Annotated in this window: 20 protein-coding genes; 12 read left to right on the top strand and 8 right to left on the bottom strand. The window is 46.1% G+C overall.

Features of this window, described 5'->3' with window-relative positions:
- Window positions 1–128: 128 nt before the first annotated feature.
- Complete coding sequence (locus tag V7S65_RS23460; protein WP_336387980.1) at window positions 129–488, top strand: hypothetical protein; 360 nt, start codon at window positions 129–131, stop codon at window positions 486–488.
- A 3-nt stretch (window positions 489–491) separates the two neighbouring features.
- Entirely contained in the window at window positions 492–872 is a 381-nt protein-coding gene (locus tag V7S65_RS23455; protein ID WP_079472742.1) for a hypothetical protein, read from the top strand.
- Window positions 873–939: 67 nt separating this feature from the next.
- Here the strand turns inward: V7S65_RS23455 and V7S65_RS23450 are convergent, their stop codons facing one another.
- Complete coding sequence (locus V7S65_RS23450) at window positions 940–1,524, bottom strand: pentapeptide repeat-containing protein (protein WP_159454452.1); 585 nt, start codon at window positions 1,522–1,524, stop codon at window positions 940–942.
- Window positions 1,525–1,648: 124 nt separating this feature from the next.
- On the opposite strand from V7S65_RS23450, the gene dinB reads away from it, so the two are divergent.
- A complete protein-coding gene (dinB, locus tag V7S65_RS23445; protein ID WP_079472744.1) occupies window positions 1,649–2,767 on the top strand; it encodes a DNA polymerase IV in 1,119 nt (372 codons plus the stop codon).
- Between the two features lie 195 nt (window positions 2,768–2,962).
- Here the strand turns inward: dinB and V7S65_RS23440 are convergent, their stop codons facing one another.
- The 5 genes from V7S65_RS23440 to V7S65_RS23420 all read right to left on the bottom strand — a co-directional run bounded on the left by V7S65_RS23440 (window position 2,963) and on the right by V7S65_RS23420 (window position 7,773).
- Window positions 2,963–3,370: a contact-dependent growth inhibition system immunity protein gene (locus V7S65_RS23440; RefSeq protein WP_079472745.1), complete on the bottom strand. Its 408-nt coding sequence runs from the start codon at window positions 3,368–3,370 to the stop codon at window positions 2,963–2,965.
- A 332-nt stretch (window positions 3,371–3,702) separates the two neighbouring features.
- Window positions 3,703–4,014 carry a hypothetical protein gene (locus tag V7S65_RS23435; protein WP_336387979.1) on the bottom strand — a complete coding sequence of 104 codons (312 nt, stop codon included), beginning with the start codon at window positions 4,012–4,014 and terminating at the stop codon, window positions 3,703–3,705.
- Window positions 4,015–4,112: 98 nt separating this feature from the next.
- Window positions 4,113–5,009 carry an NAD(P)/FAD-dependent oxidoreductase gene (locus V7S65_RS23430; protein ID WP_336387978.1) on the bottom strand — a complete coding sequence of 299 codons (897 nt, stop codon included), beginning with the start codon at window positions 5,007–5,009 and terminating at the stop codon, window positions 4,113–4,115.
- Window positions 5,010–5,081: 72 nt separating this feature from the next.
- Entirely contained in the window at window positions 5,082–5,918 is an 837-nt protein-coding gene (locus tag V7S65_RS23425) for an ankyrin repeat domain-containing protein (protein ID WP_336387977.1), read from the bottom strand.
- Between the two features lie 94 nt (window positions 5,919–6,012).
- Window positions 6,013–7,773 carry an ABC transporter ATP-binding protein gene (locus V7S65_RS23420; RefSeq protein WP_336387976.1) on the bottom strand — a complete coding sequence of 587 codons (1,761 nt, stop codon included), beginning with the start codon at window positions 7,771–7,773 and terminating at the stop codon, window positions 6,013–6,015.
- Between the two features lie 134 nt (window positions 7,774–7,907).
- Between V7S65_RS23420 and V7S65_RS23415 the strand changes: the two genes are divergently transcribed.
- From V7S65_RS23415 to V7S65_RS23375, 9 genes are all read left to right on the top strand, one after another.
- Window positions 7,908–8,426 carry a DUF4251 domain-containing protein gene (locus V7S65_RS23415; protein WP_336387975.1) on the top strand — a complete coding sequence of 173 codons (519 nt, stop codon included), beginning with the start codon at window positions 7,908–7,910 and terminating at the stop codon, window positions 8,424–8,426.
- Window positions 8,427–8,543: 117 nt separating this feature from the next.
- A complete protein-coding gene (locus V7S65_RS23410) occupies window positions 8,544–9,164 on the top strand; it encodes an HAD family hydrolase (RefSeq protein WP_079472749.1) in 621 nt (206 codons plus the stop codon).
- 434 nt (window positions 9,165–9,598) lie between these two features.
- On the top strand, window positions 9,599–11,458 hold the full coding sequence (locus tag V7S65_RS23405; RefSeq protein WP_336387974.1) for a family 16 glycoside hydrolase: 1,860 nt from the start codon (window positions 9,599–9,601) through the stop codon (window positions 11,456–11,458).
- Between the two features lie 21 nt (window positions 11,459–11,479).
- Window positions 11,480–13,423 carry a hypothetical protein gene (locus V7S65_RS23400; RefSeq protein WP_079473114.1) on the top strand — a complete coding sequence of 648 codons (1,944 nt, stop codon included), beginning with the start codon at window positions 11,480–11,482 and terminating at the stop codon, window positions 13,421–13,423.
- 214 nt (window positions 13,424–13,637) lie between these two features.
- Window positions 13,638–14,261 (top strand): RNA polymerase sigma factor, encoded by a 624-nt coding sequence (locus V7S65_RS23395; RefSeq protein ID WP_079472751.1) that lies wholly within the window; start codon window positions 13,638–13,640, stop codon window positions 14,259–14,261.
- Window positions 14,262–14,389: 128 nt separating this feature from the next.
- Complete coding sequence (locus V7S65_RS23390; protein WP_336387973.1) at window positions 14,390–15,388, top strand: FecR family protein; 999 nt, start codon at window positions 14,390–14,392, stop codon at window positions 15,386–15,388.
- 85 nt (window positions 15,389–15,473) lie between these two features.
- Entirely contained in the window at window positions 15,474–18,932 is a 3,459-nt protein-coding gene (locus V7S65_RS23385; RefSeq protein WP_336387972.1) for a TonB-dependent receptor, read from the top strand.
- A gap of 32 nt (window positions 18,933–18,964) precedes the next feature.
- Window positions 18,965–19,759 (top strand): hypothetical protein, encoded by a 795-nt coding sequence (locus V7S65_RS23380; protein ID WP_079472753.1) that lies wholly within the window; start codon window positions 18,965–18,967, stop codon window positions 19,757–19,759.
- 15 nt (window positions 19,760–19,774) lie between these two features.
- Window positions 19,775–20,575 carry a hypothetical protein gene (locus V7S65_RS23375; protein ID WP_336387971.1) on the top strand — a complete coding sequence of 267 codons (801 nt, stop codon included), beginning with the start codon at window positions 19,775–19,777 and terminating at the stop codon, window positions 20,573–20,575.
- Between the two features lie 331 nt (window positions 20,576–20,906).
- Here the strand turns inward: V7S65_RS23375 and V7S65_RS23370 are convergent, their stop codons facing one another.
- The gene (locus tag V7S65_RS23370) at window positions 20,907–21,599 is read right to left on the bottom strand and encodes a response regulator transcription factor (protein WP_079472755.1); all 693 of its coding nucleotides are present in this window, start codon (window positions 21,597–21,599) and stop codon (window positions 20,907–20,909) included.
- 4 nt (window positions 21,600–21,603) lie between these two features.
- The gene (locus V7S65_RS23365; RefSeq protein WP_336387970.1) at window positions 21,604–23,034 is read right to left on the bottom strand and encodes a sensor histidine kinase; all 1,431 of its coding nucleotides are present in this window, start codon (window positions 23,032–23,034) and stop codon (window positions 21,604–21,606) included.

Here is a 23,034-nt window from a genome sequence, read left to right as displayed (position 1 = left end):
TCCATTTTTATAACATCATGCAGCGAACGCCATCTTATCTTCTTACTATTTATTTTATCAAACTTTCAGAATATTTTGAAAATACAATAAGTTTGAATAATTTTGATGCCGAAAGCAAATGCACTGATATGAACACCATTGCTTACGCGATCTATCTCGCAATAACATACCTGATCACGGTGAAAGTGGGATGGCGGTTTTACCGCAACGGAAGGGTTTTTATCCTCGGACTGCTGGAGCAAAACCACACACTGGCAGATGCTATTAATAATATTTTACTGGTGGGATATTACCTCGTTAACCTGGGCTACGCAACTGTGATGATCAGCACCTGGGATACGATTCACGACTGGACGGAAATGCTGGTGAGCATTACTGCCATGACCGGCCTGATCTTTTTGTCGCTGGGCATTTTACACTGTTTTAATATGCTTGTTATATATATTATCAGTAAAAGAAATCATTCCATTCAACCACTTAAATCCTAGTATATGTCTTCCTCTTTTAATTTCCTGGCCTACATGATCTATTTGCCTGTTGTGATCAGCGTTACCTGGCTGGTAGCCATTACCCTGTTCAAAAACAGTAAAGTATTTATGCTTGATATTTTTCATGGCAACAACGAGTTGGCCACCGCTACTAATAAACTATTTGAAACAGGATTTTACCTGCTGAATGTGGGTTTTGCGTTCTGGATCATGAAAATTGCGGAAACTATTTCCAACCCGCGTTCTATGATGGAAGTCCTGAGCGGCAGGATCGGCGGCTTCTTCATCTGGCTGGGCATCATGTTGTTCCTTAATTTATATCTCTTCTTCCGTGGCAGAAGAATTTCAAAAGCAAAAAGTAAAGTTATCATCCCTGTAGCCTAACGCCAGCCTTCATCCATTGTTCTGCGGATTTTGTCTTTCTCCCGGAAAGACAAAATCCGCACTTTTTTTATTCCACGATCTCCACACCCAATCCATCCAGCAGCGACAATGCATCCGGCAAACTGAACTTAGCCTTCTTCACTTTATTGGTGCGTACATCAATGGCATACCGTTGTGCGCCTGCAAAATTAGCCTGGGTAAGATCTGTTTCGAAGAAGCGCGCCCCGGCGAGGTCTGTACCACCGAAATCGGCCTGTGATAAATTGCAGCCGGAAAAATCAGCTTCGTCTGCCTGGCAGTGAAGGAAGATTCCTTTTTTCAGGTTCTTGCCGGAAAAATTGCAGTAGCTCAAACGGCTGTGGTGAAACTCCACCGTAAGCGCATTACGGGCATTATGCCAGGCAATACCAATTGCTTTGCTGTGTTGCAGGATTACTTTGTTGAAAGATGTTTGTTTGAATTGTATCAACGACAGATCGCATTCTTCAAAGGTGCATTTATCAAAAACACATTCTTCAAAAACGCATTCCTTGAGGCTGCATTTATAAAAATGACAATCATAGAACTCCCTGCCGGAGATGGTTTTACCTTCCCAGATGATGTGCTCGAATTTTTTATGTTCGTGTGAAATTTCCTGATCGTAACCGGCCACGGTGAAAAGTTTAAGGTGTGAAGGTAGCAATTATGTTTTAGCAGCGAAGCATGTAAAAAAAATCAATTTTGTGGTCTGAATAGCCAAATACTGAATATCTTTACTTTGCTTCCGGGATGTAGAAATGGAGAACAGTTCAAACAGCATACAACGAAAAATTATTCATATTGATATGGATGCGTTTTACGCATCTGTAGAGCAACGCGATAACCCGATGTACCGCGGCAAAGCCATTGCTGTGGGCGGTTCGCCGGAAGGCCGTGGTGGAGTGGTAGCCACCGCCAGTTATGAAGCGCGCAAATTTGGCGTACGTTCCGCGATGCCTTCCAAAAGAGCGTTGCAGTTATGTCCTGAATTGGTTTTTGTGCGCCCCCGTTTTGATGCTTACAAAGAGGCGTCCCGGCATATCCGGGAAATATTTTCCCGTTATACGGATCTGATTGAGCCATTGTCGCTCGATGAAGCCTACCTGGATGTAACAGAAGACAAGCAGGGCATCGGCTCCGCTATTGAAATTGCCAAACTGATCAAACAGGCCATCCGGGATGAGTTGCAGCTGACTGCTTCTGCGGGCGTGTCTGTGAACAAGTTTGTGGCTAAAATAGCCTCGGATCTTAATAAGCCGGACGGGCTTACGTTTATCGGGCCGTCGTCTATTGAATCATTTATGGAAACGTTGGCGGTGGAAAAGTTTCACGGTGTGGGAAAGGTGACCGCTGATAAAATGAAAAGGATGGGGCTTTTTACAGGAGCTGATCTGAAGAAGCTGTCAGAGCAGGATCTGAAAACCCATTTTGGCAAGGTAGGTAGTTTTTACTACCGGATTGTGCGGGGGATAGATGACCGCGAAGTGCAGCCGCACCGGGAAACCAAGTCACTCGGCGCGGAGGATACGTTCCCGTACGATCTTACGGTGATTGAAGATATGGAAGCGGAGCTGGAGAAGATCGGGAAAACGGTGTATGACCGGTTGCAGCGCTATAACCTGAAAGGTCGCACTATTACCCTGAAAATAAAATACAGTGATTTTAAACAGATCACGCGGAATCAATCCTTTCCGTTTCCGGTAGGAGACTACGATATCATTGTAGACACGGCAAAGCAGTTGCTGGCGGCTACTTACCCGGAAGATAAGCGGATCCGCCTGTTGGGCATTACCCTGTCTAATTTCAATGATGCGCCGTTGAACCAGGAGAAACTACCTCCGTCGGGACAGCTGTCGTTGTTCAATTTTGAGGAATAACGATCGCTTCTGTAGCTGTACAGGCAAAGGTTTCACCATCCCGCAGTATTTACTGTCAGCTGCTCCGGTAATATCATTACTGAAAATTAACGTGGAGTTGTCTTGTAGTGTGTACTGAAGGAGATGTTACAGGTTTTCCGGTGATGATGTTATTTTATGCGGGAGAAGATAAGTTGCCGCAGAAAACAACAATGGTTACATGACCAGGTTGTTACGCCAGAATTCAGGTAAGTCTATTTCTGTTTCAATTTCTTCGCTTCTTTCCTGCATCAGGTCGAGCAGGCTTTTGTGAAGGTCGGGATGTTCTTCCCAGAAAGCAGCAGGTACGTCGAGTACGGCTTTCAGCAGGTCGCCGGGATACATACCGGCAGTTACCAGTACGTCGTTTTGTAATATCTCCAGTGCTAAAGGAACCAGGTAGGAAGGATTAAAGGATTGTCCGATTAAGATCCGCAATTCGCTTGCGGCTAATTTTACTACTGGTACTTTAACTAAGGCAAGACATTTCTGAATTATTCCCGAATCTTGATCTGTGGCCGGTCCCCAACTCTTATTCTCCAACTGCTCCAAAGATTTATATCTCCAGATATCTTTCTTATTCATAAAAATGTGTCTCTCTTTTCGTGCTAATAAAATGTTTAATTATGAAGATGATTTCAACGCGCAATTTTTTCTTTTGATGGTGATCATCTGTCAGAACCTGCGGAGTATTGCAGGTGTTGCGGTAGCCGGTTAGTGCCGGCGGTTATAAGAAACCAGGATCAACAGGTATAAATATAATGAATATTGTTGATGGCGAAAGAAAATTTTCCACCTTTAACATTTTATGTAACAAAACTGACCGTTAAATGAACATAAACGACCGTATGGATATGATTTATATATAAAATCCCCCGGCAGCACGCCGGGGGATTTTCGTATAATCTGTTCCGTTATTACACGGCCCTTTGGTATTTTGGCAGTACCAGCAGTTTCACGATGCTGTGTGCTGTGGCCGACAAAACCAGTGCTATCACGATCAGCAGGGAGGCTTTGCCCGGGGTATCAAATACATCGATTACGCCGGAAACATTTTTACCGGCGAATAGGATGGCTATGAGGCAGGCCAGGGCACCTGTAATCCAGAGGGTAATATGCGACCACAGGTATTTTCGTTTTTGAAATCCTTTTTTTCCAAATGAAGTAAACAGGAGGTAAACGTGGGCAAGGAAAAATAAAACGGCTAAAACAGTAAGTGTTGTGAGCATGCTGGTTAATTTAGGTAATGGGAAATAATCACTTGTCCTAAAATATGAAATTATTTCTACATGTACAAATAGCGGCGCACAACACCCTGGCTGCTTTATTAAAATTCACTGATGATGAGTTCCCGGCTAATCATAGCGCCGGCGAGGGTGCCTGCTGCTACCGATATGGAAACGCTCCTGAAAGGATTGGTGGCATCGCCGGCTGCATATACGCCGGGTACGGTGCTGGCCTGGAATTCGTTCACTACAATATGACCAGCCGGCGTGAGTTCGCAACCCAACGCTTCCGGAACGGCGCAGTGCTGCCGGAAAGCCGGTTTGTGATATAATGCATTCAGCGCAAAGGAACTGCCGTCTTTAAAAAGCAGATCGCTTATTTGTCCGCCTGCATGTGTGATTTCCGCGATTTCTTTTTCATTGACACCGATATGATGTTGCTGCAGTTTTTCGACCTGTTCCCCGGTGAGCGTGGATGGGCCGTTGGTAAATATGGTCAGCTGACTGGTCCAGTTGCGGATCATTTTAACGTATTCAAAAGCGTCGTCGCCGTTGGCGAGGATGCCGGTGGGTGTTTCCTTTACTTCATAGCCGTGGCAATAAGGGCAATGCAGTACAGAGACGCCCCAGCAGGCTGCAAATCCTTTGATAGCAGGCATTTCGTCTTTTACGCCTGTAGCGAATAACAGTTTTTTAGCAGCAAGCTGTTCGCCTGCGGTGGTAACCGTAAAGCCTTCAGGAGTGGGTGTGGCGCCGGTTATTGTTCCATCCTGGAAATGTATTCCGGGATATTGCCTTACCTGTGCTTTGGCCATATCCGCTATGGCAGCGGGTGTAGCGCCATCCTGTGTGAGAAAGTTATGGGAGTGTGGCGTTTGCCGGTTACAGGGTTTGCCGCTGTCTATTATGAGTACCTGTCGCCGTGCGCGGCCCAGGGCCATAGCGGCCGATAACCCCGCATAGCTTCCCCCGGCAATGATCACATCGTATGTTTGCATATGGTGGTATTTAATCATGAAGTAAGACAGCAAAAATACAGTATTGCAACATTGTTGCAAAATTAAAATGGATTACACATTATCGCCGGCATTGGTGCGGATGGTGGAAATATGTTCTGCGATGAGGTGGAGGCGGTAGTAGTATTTTTCAAAGATATCGTCGTACATGCGGTGCCTGTTTTCCAGGAAGGCATTCAGGGCTTCGTAAATAAATTCTTCAAAAGTATGGTGTTCACTCACTTTGATCACGCATTCAAATACGGGTTCCATGCTGGTGGCAAACTTTGTTTTCACCTGGATATCGGCCATGCAGGTGATCATATCTTTATACAGGTTAGGGGCTTTGGCAAACGGAACATAATGGATAGCAGTAAACCCATCTTCATCGTACACGTATTTGTTCACTTCTTCCGATAATAAAAACTGCACTACTTCCCGGTTATTATTATGCCGGGTAGCCAGCAGCAAAGGCGTATCCATACTGGCCAGCACAAAATTGAAGTGGATGTTGTGCTCAATCAGGATCAGCAGCATATCGGTGATCGCCGCGAGCCGGTGATGTTTGAAGATATAGGCAATGGCAAAAAGGTAATCGGCGTTGCCGATATAAAGCGACGCGCCTTTTTTAAGCAGGTATTGCACTGCCTGCGGCTTATTGGCGCCAACCGCGCAGAAAATGATTGGAATAATGCCTTCCTTCTTATAACTGATATCCGCCCCGCCTTCTTCAATCAGCAGTTCCGCGGCCTCAAAAAATATTTCCTGGTATTCAAGTAAATCGCATAGTAGTTGTGACCGTTCCTCCCGCGTAAAAAACGAGAGGTTATATCCGAGCAGGGTGATAATTTCATCCGGCTCCTGACTGTTTCTTAGCTTACGTTTCAGGTCGTACAGCGAAATTTTTTGCATAGAGTTTTCATAGTGTAATATTAGCCGGTGGGAGAGAACCATTACATAGGATGAAAACGCGGCTGCAATGATAATGCAATATTATCAAAAAAAGTTATTTGTTTTCCTGGTGTTTCCAAAGCTCCTGGAAAGCGGCGCTATTCGCGCGCAGGTAATGAAAAGTACCTTCAGACACGATGCGGCCCTGATCCAGCACATAAATGTAATCGAACTGCGGCAGCAGGTGCAGCCGGTGCATGGCAGAAATAATCGCTTTGTCGGAGAATGCCTGGAACATTTTTTCATAGATCATGGCCTCAGTTTTAGGATCTACGCTGCTGGTGGGTTCATCGAGCAGGATCACCTGGCTGTTGCGGGCCGCAAGGATGCCGCGGGCCAGTGCCAACCGCTGTTTTTGTCCGCCGGAAAGGTTCACGCCTTTTTCACGGATATCAGATGCCAATCCCTGTGGCAGCATTTCCACCACTTCCGAAAAGTGGGCGCTGCTGCATACGGCCATGATTTCATCGGGCTGAAAGGGCAGGCCAAGCGTAATATTATACTCAATAGTATTTTCAAAGATCTCCGGTTCCTGCGGGAACAGGGTAACGCTTTCATTTACGGTGGCTAACGGTAACGCCTCTCCGTTTACCTGTATCACCACACCGGGTTCCGGTTCATAGAGACCGCGTAAAATAGCCAGCAGTGTACTTTTTCCGCTGCCGCTTTCACCAATTAACGCAATCCTTTTTCCTTTTTCAATCAGGATGTGAAGGTCATGCAGTCTTTGCGGAGCAGCATTATCCTCATAGGTAGCCGTATGCGAAAAGCTCAGGGAGCTGATGGTGATCTGCTGCCAGTGAACCGGCAGTTCCGGCGCGGTATCTGCCCGGTGATGCTGCGTGTAGGCGTTGCTGATATTGCCGGCGGTATCTACTGCAGTATTGTATTGCACCACGTCGGTATATTGCCAGGCAACATCCTGGAACACGCTGGTGAACTGGTTTACATAACCCAGGAGGGTAACCAGCCCGGCTACATAAAACATTTCTCCCGGCACCCAATGCTGGAAAACATAGCCTATGGTAATAACGCAGTAAATAAGGGTGATCATCATTTCTGCCACAAACCATTTCCATTCGTTGATCAGTGTGTTTTTCCTGAAGGGCGACAGGATGCGCTGCACCTTTGCCAGCAAACCGTTTTCCATACTCTTTTCCAGCCGCAGGGTAATAACGGTCATGATATTGGAAAGACTGTCGAATAACGTGGCGGATACCACATGTTCCCCTTCATTTATTTCATTGAGGGTTCTGATAAAGGGGCGGTCGAACCGCAGCACGAGCCATATACACAGCACGCCCAGCGCGATGCCGATACCGCCATACAGCGGTGAAAAATACAGCATGGCGATCATGGAAAACAACAGTTTGCAGATCGCATGGAGATACATAAAGCCTCTTTCGAAAAACTCTTTCAGGGCCTCATATGCTTTTCTGATCCGGTTGATCACGGAGCCGCTGTGATTATCCTGGTGCCATTTTACGGGGAGATGCAGGGCCTGGTGGTAGCGTTCCTGCAGGAAGTTCCGGCTCAGGTTAAATGCCAGTTGCCGTTCCATCACGCGGGCGGGGCCATGAAAGCACCATTCCAGGAATTTAAGCCCGAAGTAGGAGGCGGCAAAGATGAGGGTATACCTGGGCAGATGGGCGCTGTCGCGTTGTATGCTTCCAATAAACCAACCGAATAGCACGGGGTTCAGGGAAAAGATCACATTGGCCATCAGGAACAGGAAGTACACCAGCAGGTATTTTTTACGCTCCTTCCGGGCATATTTCCAGGCGGTTTTCAGTAACGAGATATATGGGTTGGGCATGTTTCCGGGTTTAATCATTGGCCCTTAAAAGTAACATTTTAACAGCAAATTGTATTTCCGTGGTGGTGAACAAAACGTACCGCCGGCTGTTATGGTACGATATTAGCACTTCCCCTTATGTAAAAACTTACCATATGAAAAGGTTCTTTGTATTAAAAACAGTGGTGCTTCTCTTTATGGGAGCCCTTATTTCTACCGGTCTTTTTGCACAGGAAACAAAGGCGCAGCAAAAAGCGGATAAAGTGGCTAAGATCAAATCCCTGATAGATTCGCAGAATTATGTTTTTGTAGCGCAGAATGCCCTGCCCATGAGTGGCCGCATGCGTAATTTAACATCGGAGTACAACGTGATAGTAGGGGCAGACTCGGTGATCAGCTACCTGCCTTATTTTGGCCGGGTTTATACATCCGTGGATTACGGCGCTACGAAGTCGCCACTGGATTTTAAAACCAAATCTTTTGATTACAATGCTACGCCCGGCAAAAAGGACGGCTGGAATATTACCATTAAGCCCAAAGATCACAGATCGGTGCAATCAATGAACCTGAGCGTTTCCAGCGAAGGATATGCATCGCTCCAGGTAACCAGCAGCGACAGGTCGCCGATCAGCTTTAACGGTTATATAACAGAAAGAAAAGCTAAAAAGAAATAAAGGATTAAGTTTTTGTTTTAAGAGAGAAGGGGAGATGTAAACGAGATATTCGCTTTCATCTCCCTTCTTCTTTTCGGTTTAATCTCCTACATTAGTATAGCAATAAATTTTCTGCAAATGGACAACCATGTAAAGATTACGACGCTGTTCCTGGACATAGGCGGTGTATTATTAACCAACGGATGGGACAGGGCTGCGCGTAAACTGGCGATACAAACTTTCGGGCTGGATGCGTTAGAAACGGAAGAACGGCATCACCTTACTTTTGATACTTATGAAGAAGGTAAACTTACGCTGGATGAATACCTGAGCCGCGTAGTGTTTTATGAAAAAAGATCCTTTAGCCGGGAAGATTTCCGGGAGTTTATGTTTGCCCAATCGGCGCCATACCCCGAAATGCTGGAGCTGATCCCGCAGCTGAAGGAAAAGTACAAACTGAAAATTGCTATTGTTAATAATGAAGGAAGAGAGCTGAATGAGCATCGTATCCATCATTTTAATATCAGTCGTTTTGTTGACTTCTACATTTCCTCCTGTTTTGTACATTTCCGCAAACCCGATGCGGATATCTATAAAATAGCGCTTGATATTGCGCAGGTAAAACCTGCCGAAGTGGTGTATGTGGAAGACCGCTCCATGTTCATCGATGTAGCGGCGGGTCTTGGTATCAATGGCGTTTGCCATACGGATTATGAAAGCACGCTGAAAAAACTGGCGGTTTTCGGATTAACATTATAGATTGTTGCGAATTTTGTCTTTCCCAGGATTACGCTGATTATATTGATTTTTTCTTTTTGATTTTATAAAGGATTAAGGGAGATAAGAGCGGATATATATCCGCTCTTATCTCCCTTAATTATTACTGAATAAGAAAATCCCCAAATAAAATCAATATAATCAGCGTAATCCTGGGAAAGACAAAATCCCCTGTGATCCACTCCGCATTTTTACCGCTGGTGTAATTTTTTTTCCCTCACTAACAACTTTCTTACAATTAATTTCTATTTTGGCACCCGTGATTCAAATTTAGTCCAGTCCCACGTTTAGCGATAGTTGAGAATTTAAATTTCATTAACAATTGGGGTTGCCTATATAAAAAATAATGATGTATCAGCTGCAAGGCTAAATGCATTTAGCAATCAATGTAAACTTTTTAAAAAAAATCCAGATCTATGCTTAGATGGAACAAGTTCCGTCCAAAGTTGAAGCAGTTACGTGTGTACGACCGGAGAACTTTGGTATTGATTTTAAGTATTGGCAGTTGTCAGCAGATGATGGCACAGAACAAATTGCCGTTAACAGATTTATCTGCATTTCAGCAGCCTGCAGCCAACTGGCGTATAGCCGGCGGCGTTAAAGCAGACCTGCAACAAAACAACCTGCTGCAAACAACTGCAGGAACAGGCATCCTGGTAAACCTGCCTGAAAAGAATGCACATGGACAGGACCTTTTCAGCACCCTGCAACATGGTGATCTGGATCTCGAACTGGATTACATGATGTCTAAAGGCTCTAATTCAGGTATTTATTTACAGGGAAGGTATGAAATCCAGCTGCTCGACAGCTGGGGTACTTCAGCTCCCCGCGCTTCCGACAACGGAGGTATCTATGAACGCTGGAATGACAGCAAACCGGAAGGACAGCAGGGCTATGACGGTCATGCTCCCCGCCAGAACGTAAGCCGCGCACCCGGTTTATGGCAACACATGAAAATTTCATTCCAGGCGCCCCGCTTTGATGCCGCCGGCAATAAAACCGCCGATGCCGTTATCCTCAAGCTGGAACTGAACGGCGTAACCATCCAGGAAAATGTAGTGCTTTCCGGACCTACCCGTGGCGCCGTACAAAATAATGAAGTGGCTTCCGGGCCGCTCCGTATCCAGGGAGATCACGGTACCGTGGCTTTCAGGAACATCGTGATCCATAACTTCAGCGCCCCCAGGCCAACACTGGAAAACGTAAAATACAGCGTGTACAAAGGCAGCTTTGATAAAGAACCCGACTTTGCTACCCTGAAACCCGTAACTAGCGGAACTTCTGCGCTGTTAACCTCCAACATTGCAGGTTTGCCGGACAACGAGTTCCTGGTACGTTACACCACTACCATTGCCATTAAAACCGCAGGTAAATACAACTTCAACCTGCATACTTCCGGAGGCGGCGGCGTATTAAAAGTGAATAACCAGCCTGTTATCACCCCACAGGGCTGGGATGGCCGCGGCAGCATTGAATTGCAACCCGGCAGCTACCCGGTGGAGGTGCTGTATGCTAAAAATACCGATTGGGCAAAACCATCCATCACTTTATCGGTGAGCGAAGCCGGCATCCGCGATTTTGTGATCAGCGATACTAACGTACCCGTAGATGATCCTACCGATCCTATCCTGGTAACCGCCAACGAAAACACCGTATTGCGCAGCTTCATGGATGTACGCGGCGGCAAACGCGTGGTACACGCCGTATCTGTAGGCAGTCCCGCCAAAGTGCATTACACTTACGATATGGACAACGGCTTACCCTTCCAGGTATGGCGCGGCGAATTCCTGAACACCACTCCTATGTGGCACGACCGTGGTGATGGTTCTTCCCGTCCGCTGGGTACTGTGCAGGTACTCACCAATCAGCCTGCGCTGGCCATCGGTAAACTGGCCACTAAAGAAACTGCCTGGAGCACGGATACTGCCGGTACCGGCTTCCGTCCAACCGGCTATGCACTCGATGAAAGCGGCAAGCCAACTTTCCGTTATAATATCTATGGTACTGCTGTAACAGACGATATCAGCGTGCTTCCGGAAAACCAGGGAATCCACCGTACTGTTACGGTGCAGCAACCTGCTTCCGACCTGTATTTGCGTATAGCCGTAGGGGATAGTATTGAGCAGGTGTCTCCGGGATTATATGTGATCGGCGACAAATCTTATTATGTGAAGATGGATGATGCCAAAGCGAATCCTATTATCCGCAACCAGAACGGCCGCGCGGAGCTGATAGTGCCGGTACAGGCGAAAACAGGTTATGCGGTTATCTTCTAAGCAGCAACACTAATGACTATTATGAAACTGAATTATAAAAGTATTACAGCAGGAATAGCCGCAGGTATGTTCCTGATGACAACGGCCATCACGCCTGTAAAAGCACAGGAGTCCCCGAAGGAAGAGGACTTTTTCCGCATCGCGCGTATCAGCTCACCCGAAGGCACCCTGCTGGAAGTAGGTGGTTTATGCACCCTTCCTAACGGCGACCTGGGCGTAGCCACCCGCCGCGGCGATATATTTATAGTAGAGAATCCTACCAGCAAAACACCTTACTTCAGGAAAGTGGCCTCCGGGCTGCATGAAGTACTGGGACTGGCCTACAAAAACGGTTCCCTCTACTGCGCACAACGCGGTGAACTCACCAAAATGACCGATACCAATATGGACGGTAAAATGGACCTGTTTGAAACCGTGTACTCATGGCCTTTGTCCGGTCATTATCATGAATACAGCTTTGGCCCGGTACTGGGCACAGATGGCTCTTTCTTTGTTTCAGGCAACGTGGCCTTTGGCGATGAAGAATGGTGGCGCGGTGAAAGCCGGGTACCCTGGAGAGGTTGGATGATGCACATTACAGAAGATGGTAAAATGGAACCATTTGCGACCGGTTTCCGCTCTCCGTGCGGACTTGGTACAATCGATGGAGAACTGTTCTATACGGAGAACCAGGGCGACTGGATGGGTTCCGGTGGCTTAACCCACGTGAAAAAAGGTAGCTTTGTTGGTCACCCTGCAGGTTTACGCTGGACCAACCTGCCTAATTCCCCGGTAAAACTCACCACAGAAGCGCTCTACAGCAAAGTAGATCCACGCTTCCGCAAAGATGCCAACGGCCGTGCTATCAAACCGGAAAACGTAGAGAATGAAAAGTTTGTGACGCTGTTTGATATGAAGAAATATTTCCCGGAAGTACAGCTGCCGGCAGTTTGGCTGCCACACGGTATCCTGGGTATTTCCAATGCACAGCTTACCACCATCCCCGAAGGAGCCTTTGGCCCGTTTGCCAAACAGGTGCTGATCGGCGACCAGGGACAGAGCAAAATTGTACGTGTATACCTGGAGAAAGTAAACGGTGAGTACCAGGGCGCTGCCTGGGATTTCAGAAGCGGCTTTCAGTCGGGCGTACTGCGCCTCGCCTGGGGTAAAGACGGTTCCCTCTTTGTAGGTGAAACCAACCGTGGATGGGGTTCTGCCGGTGATGCCAACCAGGGCCTGCAACGTTTGGTATGGAACAACAAAGTGCCGTTTGAAATGAGAACGGTAAGCGCTATGCCCGATGGTTTTGAAATTACCTTCACCTTACCGGTAGATAAAAAGTATGCAGAAGATATTGCTTCTTACAATGTAGAAAGCTTTATCTATAAATATCACCCGGTATATGGCAGTCCTACTGTTAACTCAGAAAAGCTGACCATCAAAGGTGTACAGGTATCTCCTGACGGTATGAAGGTGCGCCTCGTGATCGACGGACTGCGTCAATACTACATCCATAAGCTGTCGCTGAATGGTATCCGTACCCAGGAAAATTCCTATTCACTGGTACATCCTGATGTGTACTACACCCTGAATAACATTCCTGACGGCGCAAAGCTGGCGGTTTCCGCACTGAGCACTAAAAACTCTGCTGCCAAACCAGCTACCACTGCCACGAAAATAGCAGATGCAAAAGCCGCTTCCACAGCAGCCAAAGCAGCTCCTGCAAAGGCGCTGACTTATGAGCAGATCAAACCGTTGCTGAACAAGTATACCTGTTCTTCCTGCCACAATCCTGATAAAAAACAGGTGGGACCTGGTTTCCGCGATGTAGCCAAAAGGAATTACTCGGTAGCCAAGATCCTGTCGCTGATTAAAAATCCGCAGGCAGAAAACTGGCCCGGCTATGCTACGCCAATGCCGCCATTCCCACAGGTACCGCAGGCAGATGCCACGAAAATAGCTATGTGGATCAATTCACTGAAATAAGTCAATAACGTAATAATGGGGCTGAGCCGAAAGGCTTGTACCCGCAAAAAAGAAAAACATATGGCCCGCCAAGGCGGGCCATATGTTTTTGTAGATTATTTTCACGCTCCCTCTCGTCCACGATATTCCTTTGTGATCTTACCCATACCATAACCGTTAACTTTATGATAATATTGCAAGATTATATTTGCCCTGCATAAGGACAAATCAGTACATGGCTTCAGGCATCCACGATCACGCTGCATTATGGCAACAGGTAAAACAGGGAGACCGCACCGCTTTTGACCAGGTGTATCATTTGTATGCCGCTCCTATTTTTAGTATGGTGTACAAGCATATCCGTAGCCGGGCCGATGCAGGAGATATTACACAGGAAGTTTTTATGGATTTGTGGGATAAGAAAGCGGATATTACTATACAAAGTTCCCTTTTCAATTACTTATACAGCATAGCCCGTAACAGAACACTCAGATATATAAAACGTAATGCTGCCCGTCCGGAAAGCCTGGACCTGCTGCAGGAACTACTGAATGAACAAGGCATGCCACTGGTTTTCCAGGAGGCTTATTCTGCATCTGTCATCCGCACGATGGAATCCTCTGTAGCCAATGAAATTGCCGGGCTGCCTGCACAAATGAAAAAGGTGTATCACTTGAATCAGGAAGCTGGTATGAGCGTACCTGAAATAGCTGAATTGCTGCTGATTTCTCCCAACACGGTTAAAAACCATCTTTCCAAAGTGCGCAAGCGCCTCCGCCAGGCTGTATCACGGTTAACTTTCCTCTTCTTTATGTTTTTTATTGTTTTGCTCACCGCAGCAAGATGGCTGGTGATTTAATCCCCCTCGCAATATTACCAAATTATTAACTCCATTTTCCGGAGTAGTCTGCTTTTCGTTTTTAGGCTCTATCCTGTAAGGGGTACTATAAATAGTATTTATAGCCCTCCTTCCTTAAATAAAAAGCTATGCAAACAGAACAACGCTTCAGGGAACTTTTAGACCGGTATATAGCAGGTACCTGCACTTCTCAGGAAAAAGCCATTATGGAAGAATGGTTTGAAAAAGGGGGCGACATGAAGAAAGCAGACCTTCAGTTAAGTGCGGAAGATGAAGCGCTGTTACTAAATAACATTCATCGCTTGCAGGATAAAACGACCGTTCCTGATAGCCTCCCGGTGCACAGGAGTAAGCTGCTGAGGCCATTATCCAGCTGGCGTGCCGCAGCTGTGTGGATGGGGGTGCTGATTACCGCAGGCGCTGGTATATGGAAGGCAGGAACAATCCAATACGCAGCTACTCCCGCACAAACTGCGGTGGTGTTCAAAGAAATAGCAACTGGTAAAGGAGAAATAAAGCAGGTGGTATTACCCGATAGTTCAGTGGTGCTGCTTAATGCCGGTTCCACATTGCATTATCACTCCGACTTTGCCCGTCACCGACAGGTGCAGCTTTCGGGTGAAGCATTGTTTACCGTAACCCATGACGACAAACATCCTTTTACCGTGCAAACTGCCGACAGCCTGGCCACTTTGGTACTGGGCACACAGTTCAATATCAGCAGCTACGCCCAGGGAGAAGATATACAGATCTCCGTTGTATCCGGTAAGGTGCAGGTCAGTAAGCCGGGCAGCGCACCGGATATCCTTACCCGGGCACAGGCCATCCATTACAATAAGGCCAGCCGGGATTATACCATCCAACATGCTGTATCTGTGGAAAGCCTGACCAGCTGGGCAAAGGGCGAATGGGATTATGAAAATGTCCGGTTCAATGATCTGGTGGTGCTACTGCAAAATCAATATGGTGTTGCCCTCCATACGCGGCGGAATCCGCATCAGCTGCAAACCAATGTCAATGTCAATTTTAATAAGGAGCAATCGGCCAGTGAAATCGTGGAAGTGTTTTGCAGTTTAACCGGATGCCGGTTCCGGATCATCACCCCTGCTGAAATAGAGATCTATTAACCGCTATAAAAGCAAAAGCCCTGCTGTGAACAGGGCCAATGCCATTTTTTCATTCGTTAAAATAAAAAAAGTAAAAAACAAAGTTATGCTACTAACATGGTTGAAGCAACCTGGAGGGAAATTATTTATCCCGCCTGCCCTGATCCTATTATTGTTACTGTCACCTATGGTAATGCTGGCGCAGGAAACGAAGTATTCGGTAAAATTTCAACAAGGCAGTTTAGAACAGGCGCTGGGTGTACTCCGTAAAACAACGGGTATGAGTATTGCCTTTAGTAAAGAAGAGGTAAATGGGGTTGTGATAAAACCAGCGGAATACAACAACAAAACGGTGGAGCAGATTTTAAGCGGGCTGGTCACCAACATTCCGTTTACTATAGAAAGAAGAGGCACTGCCTGGCTGGTTAAAAAATCCGCGGATAAACAAACGCCATCTGCCACTCCTCAAAAAGCTCCCGGAAAAATCAGCGGGAAAATCATTGATGAAGAAAACGGTGATCCTATACCAGGTGTCAGCATCCGCATTGGCAATAATGGAACAACCACCAGTACAGATGGTTCTTTTAGTATTGCGCTGCCAAAGGGGGCCTATCAGGCAGAAATCTCGTCCTTAGGTTATGGTACCAAACAGGTCACCGATATCGAAGTAAAGGACAATCAGATTTTTGCATTAAACGTAACGCTTAAAAGAACGAAGCATACACTGAGTGGCGTAGTGATTACCTCTTCTGCAAAAAAAGAAAGTATCAAAGCGCTCTATGCCCGCCAAAAGAACGAAGCAGGTATCTCCAACGGTATAAGCAGGGAACAGATTGCAGCGTTGCCCGACAAAAACATAGGGGAAACATTAAAGCGGATTTCGGGGGTGAGCACTAACGACAACCGGCGTGTGGTGATACGAGGTATTGCAGAGCGCTACAACCTTGCTATGATGGACGGCGCCACATTACCAAGTACGGATGTACAGGTGCGCGACTTTGAGTTCGATATTGTTCCCAGTAACCTGATCGACAATGTGATCGTATCTAAAACGGCAACGCCTGATATGAGCTTTGGCTTTGGCGGCGGTTTGGTACAAATCAACACGTTTGCGATTCCTGATCAAAACTTTACAACAATAGGTATTGGCGGAAAATATACAAGTGGGAGCACAGGAAAAGACTTCCTGGGTTATGGCCGTGGAAAAAATGACTACCTCGGCTTTGATGACGGCAGCAGGGAGCATTTCCCCAAAGACCTGCTGATCTTTACCAATCAAAACTATAATCCTATCAAGCCGTATGATCTTCCTCCCAAAGATATTCCGGCAATAACACCTGAAATGATTGCAGCGCAGAACAAAAGAATAGGTGGTTTGGAACGGATAGGCACCAGGACCTACAAGGCATTACCGGGACAAAACTACCAGTTCAGCCTGGGACGTAGCTACAACATTAAAGATAGCCGTTTCGGTTTTGTGGCTTCACTCAGCTACCGCAATGAGCAATCTATTGATGATATTTCCCATTTTGAACGGGGCGACTGGGAGAAGATCGGCAATCGCGTTTACAACGTAGCTACCGGGGAAGAAATCGACCCTACTTTTTCCAACCAGTATAATTTCAATACCACCTGGGGCGCCCTGGTCAACCTGGGGTGGCAATCAAAGCATCACAAAATCACTTTCCGCAATTTCTATTCACGGGTATTTAACAACCAGTTTTCCCGTATCGTGGGATATGGTAATGACATTGGTTATGGCGAACATCCTGCCATCCGGGAATACGACCGTCCAAAGTTTATTGACCTGTTGCAAAACCGTATCAATGGTGAACACACCTTTGGTGCTTTCCGTTTTGATTGGAATGTGGCCCGGAACAAACTCACCAACCTCGAAAAAGATGCCGTGGAAGCCTGGCTGATGCCTGCAAGTACGCTTAATGGAAGCAGTTACAATATAACACCCAGTGGCGTTACCAATCCAGGTGGCGGAACATTTAACAGGGCGCAATACCTGTATGAGGAAACCAATAAAATAGCAGAAGGGTCCCTGAGCTATCATTTCAACGTACTTGGAAAAAAGCAGATAGTAAAGTCCGGCTATCAGTATATGGAGCGCCACGGTCTTTACGACTGGACCCTATTGCCGATCAGTACCGTACGAACAATAGGTAGCATATATGCGCATGTTCCTGTACAGGAATGGGGACAATTCCTGGAATTCAAAGATCCCATGAAAGACTTGTTATATTATCCTGCCAGTTTTTCCCGGAACGGATATGAAGGAAAGAATACCAATCAGGCAGTTTATGGTATGATGGATAACCGTTTTACCAACTGGCTGCGTTTGGTATGGGGTATTCGGGCTGAATACTACGATTACGAAAGGATCAGGAGCGGTGCCAATGACCTATCTATCAGTACACTCATAGAACGGGGCGAAAAATACAGGTTCGTGGACCCTGAAACCGGAAAAATCGTAACACCTACAGCTGATCCGGAAACTGAAGAAAAAAAATGGCGTTACCTGCCTTCAGCAAGCCTTACTGCCACACCATTGAAGGATTTTAATATACGGGCTGCTTATTCACAATCGGTGGTAAGACCAGCACTGATCGAAAACTCCCGGATGATCCGCTATGATCCGGCCATAGGTGCTTTTCGCCGGAATGAAGGTGTGCTTTCTACCTTGATTGACCACTATGACTTACGACTGGAATGGTATCCCAAACCTGGTGAGGTGATTTCTGTTGGTTATTTCTATAAGTATTTTGACAAGCCCGTAGAGCTGTACCGTATACAACCGGATGCCACTATGCGCGTATATGTATCTACCCAAAACTCTGATTGGGCAAAGGTGAACGGGTGGGAATTTGACCTGCGTAAAAGCCTGGGTTTTATCTATCCGCAGTGGAAATTGCTTGATAATATTTACCTGAGTGGTAACTTTACTTTACAGCGTTCCGAAGTACAGGCTGCTATGTTTGTAGGAAAGAGTATGATTGAAGACAAATACGGCAGAAGCTATGAATACCGCAGCAAAGTATTCCAGAGGGAAAAAAGACCATTATATGGACAGGTGCCTGTGCTGTACAATATAGGATTGCAATATGATGGCAACCGTTTAGGGGTCAATATGGCCTTTAATCACATGGGCTACAAAACCTTCTCCACAGGCATTACGCCGAATATTGTAGAGTATGAACGTCCACGCGATCAGCTGGATGCCCAATTAAGCTATAGTTTTCTGAAAAACAAAAAGCTGAAGGCAAAGCTGAACATCAGCAACCTGCTAAATACTCCTTACCGCTTTTATATTAACAGTACTGACACGTATAAGCTGCTTGATAAATGGAAAGGTCTCCCTATGTCAGAAATTTCTTCTACCGGAGCCACAGAATGGAGTGATATCTACGAATGGAAATATGGCTTCTCCCAGAAATATGAAGAAGGTTATTATGAAACATCAGCAGACGGGAAAACTAAAACCCGGATTGGCGACAAGGATACCTTCATTCGTAAGATTGGCACCTCTTTCAGTTTATCCGTTTCTTATTCCCTTTAGATTTCATCTGATTATAATAAAACCGTAGCGTCATGAAGACAATAAAGATATCTTATACCATACTGACAGGTGCCTTCCTGTTAATACTGGCTGCCTGCAACAAAGGGAAAGACGATTTTTTATACAAGGAAACGATAGCGCCTGTGATGTTGAAAGGCTATAATAGCAGCAATGAAACATTGGAAATAAAACTGGATACTTTTAAGATCAATTATCCATTATCACCCAATAGTGCCTTTGATCTTATCGATGCGTATACGTTCTATGGCAATACCAATAAAGTAAAGCTGTCATTAACAGAAACAGGAACGGGAAAAGTGGTGCTGGAGAAGGAAATAAAAAGGGGAGACGGCCCTACCAACCTCAAATTTCTTTATCTGAATGGTAAAGTAAATGATCTGCCGGAAAAACCGCTGGTTGAACAGGGAAAAATAAAAATCAGTTACCTGTTCATGCCAACGCTTACTAATTATACAGCACCTGTAGATATTGTGCTGATAAAATATTATTTCACACCCAAGGCTTTTGAGGAGATCATCCGGATTAAAAATGTAAAGCCTTATGAATGCAGTGAGCCTGTCACTATTTCCAGCTTTCCAACTTCGGGGCAAGAATATAATGGACAGCCTACCAGTGTGCTGTTTAAGGCTTATATCTACAAAGCAGGTACAAATGAATTTTACACGGAGGGAACGGGATATACCTGGCATGCCACTTCCTCCAGTGCCCCTACACCATCTGCATCAGTGGCATCTTCCAATTTGTATATATTCAATGAAAGCACTGCAGGAAATAGTATAAGGTTTACCAAACTATTTGAACTATAACTAATAAACGAACCAATGAAGCAATTAATACAATACATGAAAATAGCCGGTATCATTGCCATGCTTATTAACGTGCTTGCTGCGTGCAACAAAGAGGAGCTCAATCCGGAAAAAGCAATACAGGTGATCATCAGTGGCTACAATGGCAGTGCGAACGAACTGGAAGTATCAATAGATACCACCAGGTACGACAAGAGTTTGGCCAACGGAAAATTTATACTCCAGCCAGCCTCTTTAATAGGCTTTAACGCAGTATATACCTACCGTGACCCGGCGTTACGTTCGAAGGTTACCCTGACTGATCCTGCTACCGGGGAAATAGTCTTTAGTAAACCACTTCCTGCATCAGGCACAAAAGCCTGTTTTAATTACATCTATTTAGATGGTAAGGTGGTAGAAGTAAATCCACCAGCCGCCGAAGCCACCACCAATAAATTGGGATTTTATATTCACTATGCGGATAGCGATGCCCCCTTTGATATTTTCCTGTACAGAATTGATAACACCACCGGGCAGGAATACCGGGAATACCTGGCAAAGCAGGTAAAACGAAAATCATGGATTTATATAGATTATATTCCTTCCGCTGATTTTGATAATAAAAATGCCCTGAGCAATAGCAGTGTTTGTTTTACGAAGGCAGGTACCACAGATCAATGGGCCTTTCAGGATAATGAAACCATGAGTAAAGTGCCGGCAATGGGAATGGGTTTCCCCCTTGCCGGTGAAAAAGGTTTGGTGTTGCCTTATTTTATTACGCCCGGCTCCTGGCAGTTAGAGCAGTCCCGTTTGTTTTTCTATCCGGACAGGTTCTAGTAAGTATCCTCGCAACGCAATTTGCAGATAAAATTCCCGGGCTGACCAAAAAGCAATGGTCAGCCCTACTCCTGACCACCCGCTGGCCAGCACCCTAAAGCCAGGCCCTTTTCTGAAAGACAACCACCCGCTGGTGAACTTTTTCCGCTTACCCCTGTTAACTATGTATTACTATGAAAAACACCTATAGCGGCAAAGCCCTCCTGTATTTGTTTTTCCCTTACATGATTTTACTGAAATGATGAAGATACGGTTGATAAACAGGCACAACATCTTGTAAAAGATGTGCAGGGGCGGGCCCTTAAGCGATGTAGCGCCCGCCCTTTTTTATTTAGGTAAGGCTGAACATGAACCCGATCCCATAAATATTCCGGATACTGATATTTTCATTCCCCTGGAAGTATTTGCGGAAGCGGGATACAAATACATCTAAACTTCTTCCTACAAAATAATCATTCGCTCCCCATACCTGGTGCAGGATATCTTCCCGCCGGATCACCTTATTGCTGTTGTGATAGAAGTGCAGCAGCAGATCGCTTTCCAGCGGTGTGAGAATGGTTTCCTTGCCATTGCCGATAAGCTTCAGCGAATCTTTGTGAAAACGCATCCCTCCAAGTTCAATAGCGTTGCTGGCGGCTATGCTGTTTACGATCTGGTTTCTTTTCAGGATGTTTTTTATGCGAAGCACCAGTTCATCTACATCAAACGGTTTTACGATGTAATCGTCTGCCCCGATCTTCAGGCCGTACAGACGGTCTTTCTTTTCACCACGTGCTGTGAGGAAGAGGAACGGAACGCTTGGTTGTATTTTTACCAGTTCCTGCGCCAGTTCAAAGCCATCCATTTCGGGGAGGTTGATATCTATCAGGATGATATGCCAGGCCGTGGGAGTGGCGGCAAAAGCCTCCAACGCCGCCCGCCCGTTTTGTTGCCAGTCGACAGTGAAATCCATCAGTTCCAGGTATTGTTTTACAACGTTACCGAGATCCGTTTCATCTTCTACCAGCAGAATGTGATGTTTCATAGCGTTATATTTTTGAAGGTATGGTAATTACGAAAGTACTGCCTGCACCGGGTTCGCTGCTCACTTTAATGCTCCAGCCATGTGCATCCACGCACTGTTTTACATAATAAAGCCCAAGCCCCAGGCCCTTCGTGGGCCTGGACAGATTGGGCTGGTGCCGGTAAAATTTCTCAAAGATATGGCGGAGGGTAGCGGCGTTCATGCCGATACCATTGTCTTGTATGATCAATGCAATAGATTCTTTTTCCTGCAGGGTAGTAATGGTGATGATCTTCTCCGGCTGGTCGTTGTACTTCACGGCGTTATCCAGGATGTTTTGCAGCAGGGTGGTAAAATGAAAGGTATCTGCTTCAATCATCACCGGGTGGCCGCTGTTGTGGAAAGTGAAGCGGATGGCCTGCTTCATGGTATTAAGACTATACACCGCCAGTATTCCGCTGATCAGTTCATTCAGATCTGTGGTAGTGGTTTTGAGCGCCAGTTTTTCCGTAGCTGCAATATTGATCACCTTTTCCACCAGTAGTTTCAGGCGTTCCGCCTGCCGGTGGATAATCTCGGAAAGTGCGGTAACGCTTTGTTTGTTATCCAGCGTTTTTTCATTCTGGATATTTTTATTGGCAACGATAATAGCCGTGATAGGCGTATTAAACTCGTGGGTGATGTTATTGATAAAGTCTGATTTCATATCAGACAGGTGTTTTTGCCGGATCCATTTGAACAGGGTGATGGCAAACAGTGTAATCACCGCCAGCAGGGTAAGTATGCCGGGCAGGATGGTATATTTCATTTGCCGGAGTACAAGGGCACGGCGGTTATAGGGGTCTGCATAAAATGAGAACGACAGGGAATAGGAGTAGGGCAGGGGCGAATTGGCCACCAGCGAGGATGCCGCGCTGTTTTCATTGAGCTGCGGCAGGTTGCCGCAAATAAAGAGCCCCATTTCCTTTTGCCTGTTGGCCGGGATGAGCGGGTACTTTTTAAAGCGGTTGTATACGTTCACATACTGACTGTCTTTAAACTTGATATCCAGCCGGTGAATGCATAAGGCAAACAGCAGGGAATCCTTGATCCCGTCGTTGGCTTTAATGGCTTTCAGCATGCTGTCGGTATTCTCGTGCTTTACCAGTTCGCGGATAATGCGGTTCACGAGGTGCTGTGCGGCGGTGTCGAAGCCGTGGCGGTTAGTGTTATACAGCTGTTCCAGGTAAGAGTACTGTGGCACAATGATGCTGTCCAGCAGGGGTTGTCCTCCCGGGAACAGTTTATCGTTGGCGATAGCCAGGTTGTAGGCTTCACCGATCCTCCCTTTTTCCACGTAGTTAAAACGACTGTCCAGCAACTGATAAGTATTATATATCAGGAAAAACTGTACAATAGCCAACGCGATAATACAGATAACAGCTGTCAGGATATACAGCTTGATAGAATGCCTCAT

This window comes from Chitinophaga sp. CCNWYY40 (assembly GCF_037483205.1).
GTDB classification, from domain to species: domain Bacteria; phylum Bacteroidota; class Bacteroidia; order Chitinophagales; family Chitinophagaceae; genus Chitinophaga; species Chitinophaga ginsengisegetis.
This window is presented reverse-complemented; position numbering and strand designations above follow the sequence as displayed.